This window comes from Streptomyces sp. SID9727 (genome assembly GCF_010550605.1).
In the GTDB taxonomy this organism is placed as follows: Bacteria; Actinomycetota; Actinomycetes; order Streptomycetales; family Streptomycetaceae; genus Streptomyces.
The window spans coordinates 1-5,805 of record NZ_JAAGNI010000254.1; the positions used below are offsets into that span (position 1 = coordinate 1).

Sequence of the window (5,805 nt, forward strand, 5' to 3'; positions counted from 1 at the left end):
CGGCGGCCCCCAGGACGCACCCGCGGTGCTCGGCGCGCTGCGCGACGCCGTACGTGGCGACGGGCCGGACGCGCCACGGCTGTGGGCGCTCGTGGACGGCGCCGGACGCCTCGGCATCGCCTGCGCCGCACCCGTACTGCGCCACATCTACCGGGAGACGTCCTCCTCGCAGCTGCGCGGCCGGACCGCTCGGGCCCTCGCCGCCACCGACCCGTCCTTCGCCACCGGGTTCGCCGTCGAGTGCCTGTGGGACTGCGAGGAGACGACCCGCGAGGTCGCCGCCCGCCACGCGGAGACCGGCGACCTGCGCGTCGCCGAGCGGCTGCGCCGCCTGGCCGCCGACCCCGCCGAGGAGGCCGAGGTCCAGTCGGCGGTACGCAGCAGGATCGGCCCGGACGCCCCGGCGGTCTGACCGGCGGACCACCCCGTCACACCCCAGGAGCGCAGCGCGTCGGGGGCGCGCCGCTCCCCGCCCTGTTCCGCGAGCATCGGACGGCGGGCCAGTATGGGGGCATGACCGGGCGCTGGGAGTTCTGGATCGACCGTGGCGGCACCTTCACCGACGTGGTGGGGAGGCGCCCCGACGGACAGCTCGTCACCCGCAAACTCCTCTCGCACGACCCGGACCGCTACCGCGACGCCGCCGTCGCGGGCATCCGGCTGATGCTCGGGCTCGGACCCGACGAGCCGGTCCCCTCCGACCGCGTCGCCGCCGTCAAGATGGGCACCACCGTCGCCACCAACGCCCTGCTGGAACGCCGCGGCGAACCGACCGTCCTGGTGATCACCGAAGGCTTCCGGGACGCCCTGCGCATCGCGTACCAGAACCGCCCCCGCCTCTTCGACCGCCGCATCCTGCTCCCGGAAGCGGTCTACGACCGGGTCGTCGAGGTCCCCGAGCGCATCGACGCCCACGGCCGCACCCTCGCCCCGCTCGACCGCGAGGCCGTCGCCGCCCGGCTGCGCGAAGCCCGCGCCGACGGACTGAGCAGCGCGGCCGTCGTCCTCATGCACGGCTACCGCCACCCCGCCCACGAACAGGCGGTCGCCGACGAGGCCCGGACCGCGGGATTCACCCAGATCAGCTGCTCCCACGAGGTCAGCCCGCTGATCAAGCTCGTCCCACGCGGCGACACCACCGTCGTGGACGCCTACCTGTCGCCGATCCTGCGCCGGTACGTCGACTCGGTCGCCGCCGAACTCCCCGGCATCCGGCTCATGTTCATGCAGTCCAACGGCGGCCTGCGCGAGGCCGCCCACTTCCGCGGCAAGGACGCCGTGCTCTCCGGGCCGGCCGGCGGAGTCGTCGGCATGGTCCGTACCTCCGCCCGGGCCGGCCACGACCGGGTCATCGGCTTCGACATGGGCGGCACCTCCACCGACGTCTCGCACTACGCGGGCGAGTTCGAACGCGAACTGGGCACCGAGGTCGCCGGCGCCCGGATGCGCGTCCCCATGATGAACATCCACACCGTCGCGGCCGGCGGCGGCTCCGTCCTCCACTTCGACGGCCGGCGCTACCGGGTCGGCCCCGACTCCGCCGGCGCGGTCCCGGGCCCCGCCTGCTACCGCCGGGGCGGCCCGCTGACCGTCACCGACGCCCAGGTCATGCTGGGCCGCATCCGCCCCGCCCACTTCCCCGCGGTCTTCGGGCCGGACGGTGACCAGCCGCTCGACGCGGACATCGTGCGCGAGCGCTTCGAGGAACTGGCCGAGGAGGTCGCCCGGGCCACCGGCACCAAGCGGACGGCGGCCGAGACCGCGGCCGGCTTCCTGGAGATCGCGGTCCTCTCCATGGCCAACGCCGTCAAGAAGATCTCCGTACAGCGCGGCCACGACATCACCCGCTACGCCCTCACCGGCTTCGGCGGCGCCGGCGGCCAGGCCGTCTGCGCGGTCGCCGACGCCCTCGGCATCGACACCGTCCTCGTCCCGCCCCTGGCCGGTGTGCTCTCCGCGTACGGCATCGGGCTCGCCGACGCCACCGCCATGCGCGAGCAGTCCTTCGAAGCCGCCCTCGACACCGGCTCCGAGGCCCGGGTGCGGGAGCTGTGCGACGAGCTCGCCGCCCGTACGAGCGCCGACCTGCGCGCCGACGGGGTGCCCGCCGACGCCGTCACCACCCGCGCCCGGGTCCTGCTGCGGTACGAGGGCACCGACGCGAGCCTGCCCGTCGCCCTGGACACCGCCGCCGCCATGACCGACGCCTTCACCCGCGAACACCGCGCCCGCTACGGCTTCACGGCCGACCGGCGGCTCGTCGTGGAGACGGTCTCCGTCGAGGCCACCGGGTCCGCCGGCGGCCACGCCGAGACCAGGCCGGCCGCCCGCGACGAGGGCGCCCCCACCACCCCCCGCCCGTACGACACCGCCCGCATGTTCGCGGAGGGGCGCTGGCAGGAGGCCCCGCTCCACCGCCGCGACGACCTGCGGGCCACCGACGTCGTCACCGGCCCCGCCGTCGTCGCGGAGGCCGACGCCACCACCGTCGTGGACCCCGGCTGGCAGGCCGAACTCGCCGCCACCGGACACCTCGTCCTCACCCGCGCCCGCCCGCGCCCCGCCCGGCAGGCCGTCGGCACCCAAGTCGACCCGGTGATGCTGGAGGTCTTCAACAACCTCTTCATGTCCATCGCCGAGCAGATGGGCGTGACCCTGGAGAACACCGCCCGCTCCGTCAACATCAAGGAACGCCTCGACTTCTCCTGCGCCCTGTTCGACGCCGACGGCAACCTGATCGCCAACGCGCCCCACATCCCCGTCCACCTCGGCTCCATGGGCGAGTCGATCAAGGAAGTGCTCCGCCGCAACGCCGGCACCATGCGCCCCGGCGACGTCTACGCCATCAACGACCCGTACCACGGCGGCACCCACCTCCCCGACGTCACCGTCGTGACCCCCGTCTTCGACACGACCGGCGCCGGACCGGTGCTGCGCTTCCTGGTGGCCTCGCGCGGCCACCACGCCGAGATCGGCGGCATCACCCCCGGCTCCATGCCCGCCTTCAGCCGCACCGTGGACGAGGAGGGCGTCCTCTTCGACAACTGGCTCCTGGTCCGGGACGGCGCCTTCCGCGAGGACGCCACCCGCGCCCACCTCGCCGATGCCCCGTACCCCTCCCGCGACCCCGGCACCAATCTCGCCGACCTGCGTGCCCAGATCGCCGCCAACGAAAAGGGGATCGCCGAACTGCGTGCCGTGACCGAGCAGTTCGGCACCGAGGTCGTGGACGCCTACATGGGCCACGTGCAGGACAACGCCGAGGAGTCGGTCCGCCGGATCATCGCCGGGCTCGACGACGGCCACTACCGGTACGAGACGGACAACGGAGCCGTGATCGAGGTGACCGTCACCGTCGACCGCGGGGCCCGCGCCGCCGTCATCGACTTCACCGGTACGTCCCCGCAGCAGCCGGGCAACTTCAACGCCCCGAAGTCCGTCGTCATGGCCGCCGTGCTGTACGTCTTCCGCACCCTGGTCGCCGACGACATCCCGCTCAACAGCGGATGCCTGAACCCGCTGGACATCCGGATCCCCGAGGGCTCCATGCTCGCCCCCGTCCCGCCCGCCGCCACCGTCGCCGGCAACGTCGAGACCTCGCAGGCGGTGACCGGCGCCCTGTACGCGGCCCTCGGCGTCCAGGCCGAGGGCTCCGGCACCATGAACAACCTGACCTTCGGCAACGACCGCGTCCAGTACTACGAGACCGTCGCCAGCGGCTCCGGCGCGGGCGAGGACTTCGACGGCACCGACGCCGTCCAGACCCACATGACCAACTCCCGGCTCACCGACCCCGAGATCCTGGAATGGCGCTACCCGGTCCTGCTGGAGAGCTTCCGGGTCCGCGAGGGCAGCGGGGGAGCGGGCCGGCACCGGGGCGGCTGCGGGGTGGAGCGCCGCATCCGCTTCCTCGAACCGGTCACCCTCGCCCTGCTCACCGGACACCGCCGCGTGCCCCCGTACGGCATGGCGGGCGGCGGACCGGGCGCCCTCGGCAGCCAGCACATCGAACGCGCCGACGGCGGCCGCACCGAGCTGGCCGCCTGCGACAGCGCGGACGCCGCAGCGGGCGACGTGCTGGTGCTGCGCACGCCCGGGGGCGGGGGCTACGGGGGGCCGGACGGGGAGAGCGCCGGGGCCTGACCGGTCCGCCGGGAGCGGCCCTTCTGCGCCGTTTCGACCGTTGTCGGTGCGAGGACCTAATCTGTGCACCGTGACTTCGCCTGCCTACACGGACAACGCTGCGCCCCAGCTCAGCGCGGGGCCGCGGCCCGCACCCGGCCCGGCCGCCGACGAGGGGCTGTCCCGGCGGCTGCGCGCGCTCGCCTGCACCGCGCCGCTGCACGACCTGGACGCGCGCAAGGCGAACCTCGCCGGTGAGTACAGCGGCTACGCGATGGCCGAGGTCGCGCTCGCCGCGATCGACCACGTCACGCTCAACATGGACTTCGACACCGGCGCGGACCACGACCAGATAGTGGCCAGGCTCCTCCCGCGCGTCGCCGCCCAGGCCCCCGCCCGCCCCGCCGCCGAGCACGAACGGGTCGCCCGCTGGGTGCTGGAGAACCTGATCAACGTCGGCAGCGTGGACCGCGGCTTCCGCGCCGTCTACGGCACCTTCGGGCCCGACGGCGTCTACGTCCGCCGCGACTACGACTTCAAGCTGATCGAGGAGGTCCCCGGGCACGGCGGCAGCGTCTACCTCAGGGCCACCGACGAAGCGGTCAACGTCCTCGTCGGCGCCCTCGACACGGACGTCACCAGCGCCCAGATCGCGGCCGAGGTGAAGCTGGAGGTCCTGATCAGCCGGGGCCGCCTCGCCGACGCCCAGCTCGCCGCCGAACAGGCCCGCTACCGGACCGTCCAGTACGCGGAGACGCTGCGCAGGACCCTCGACGCCACCCGGCGCAACGTCCGCGCGGTCGACTGGCTCAACGCCGTGCCCGACATGATCGCCGAGGCCCTGGACCACGTCGCCGACCGCTACCGCCACGAGAACGCGATCCTCACCAACATCCGCAAAGCCCGCGACGAGGCCGAGGACCCCGAGCACAAGCGCCGCGCCGCCGAGCTGGTCGACATCGTCAAGGACTGCATCCGCCGCCACACCCAGCTCCAGTCCCGGCTCCTGGAGGCCGGCCCGCTCTTCCGCGCCGAGCAGGACCGCCAGGCGTTCGCCCCACCCGCCGCCCGCACCGGCCTCGACCTCTACGGCCAGCTCCTCGGCCCGCTGCTGCCGCTCCCGGTCGAGCGGGCGAGCCGCGCCACCGACGCCTTCTTCGCCCACGGCACGGGACTGCGCACCCCGGTCTCCGTACGGGTGGGCGACCTGGTCGACCTGCTCCTCAGCCCGCCCCCGGCCCGTGAACACCTCGGCGCCGAGATGCCCGAGCCGGACCTCATCGCCACGCCGGACGACAGCCGCTTCAGCGAGGAGCAACTGGCCGCCGCGATGGAGCTGCTCGACCTGGAGCACGACGCTCCGCGCCGGCTCTCCGGCCTCCTCGCCGACGCCCGCCGCCACGACCCGGACCTGCCCTACCTGGTCGCCCTGCTCGCCGTGCACGCCGCGAGCCCTCCGGTCGGCACCGCCTACCGCCAGGGCGAGCGCCGCCTGCTGTTCTCCGTGGACGACGGCACGCCGCTGGACGACGAGGAGTTCGGCGGCGCCGACCTGATCGTCGGCACCGCCCTGCTCGACGCGGCCGGCATGGCGGCCGACCGCTCGGAGGCGCCGTGAACGCCCCGGGGCCCCGTACCCCCTTCCGCACCACATCCCGCACCGAGGAGCCAGTGTCGTGAGCG

The 5,805-nt window shown here is 74.2% G+C and carries 2 protein-coding genes and 1 pseudogene; all 3 read left to right on the forward strand.

What is annotated here, in order from left to right; translation table 11 throughout:
* Positions 1 to 412: pseudogene (locus G3I41_RS16510) on the forward strand (HEAT repeat domain-containing protein); the annotation flags it as partial.
* A gap of 101 nt (positions 413 to 513) precedes the next feature.
* Positions 514 to 4,143, forward strand: coding sequence for a hydantoinase B/oxoprolinase family protein (locus tag G3I41_RS16515; protein ID WP_164400982.1), 3,630 nt, complete (start codon positions 514 to 516; stop codon positions 4,141 to 4,143).
* Positions 4,144 to 4,213: 70 nt separating this feature from the next.
* Complete coding sequence (locus G3I41_RS16520) at positions 4,214 to 5,740, forward strand: hypothetical protein (protein WP_164400983.1); 1,527 nt, start codon at positions 4,214 to 4,216, stop codon at positions 5,738 to 5,740.
* Positions 5,741 to 5,805: the final 65 nt, after the last annotated feature.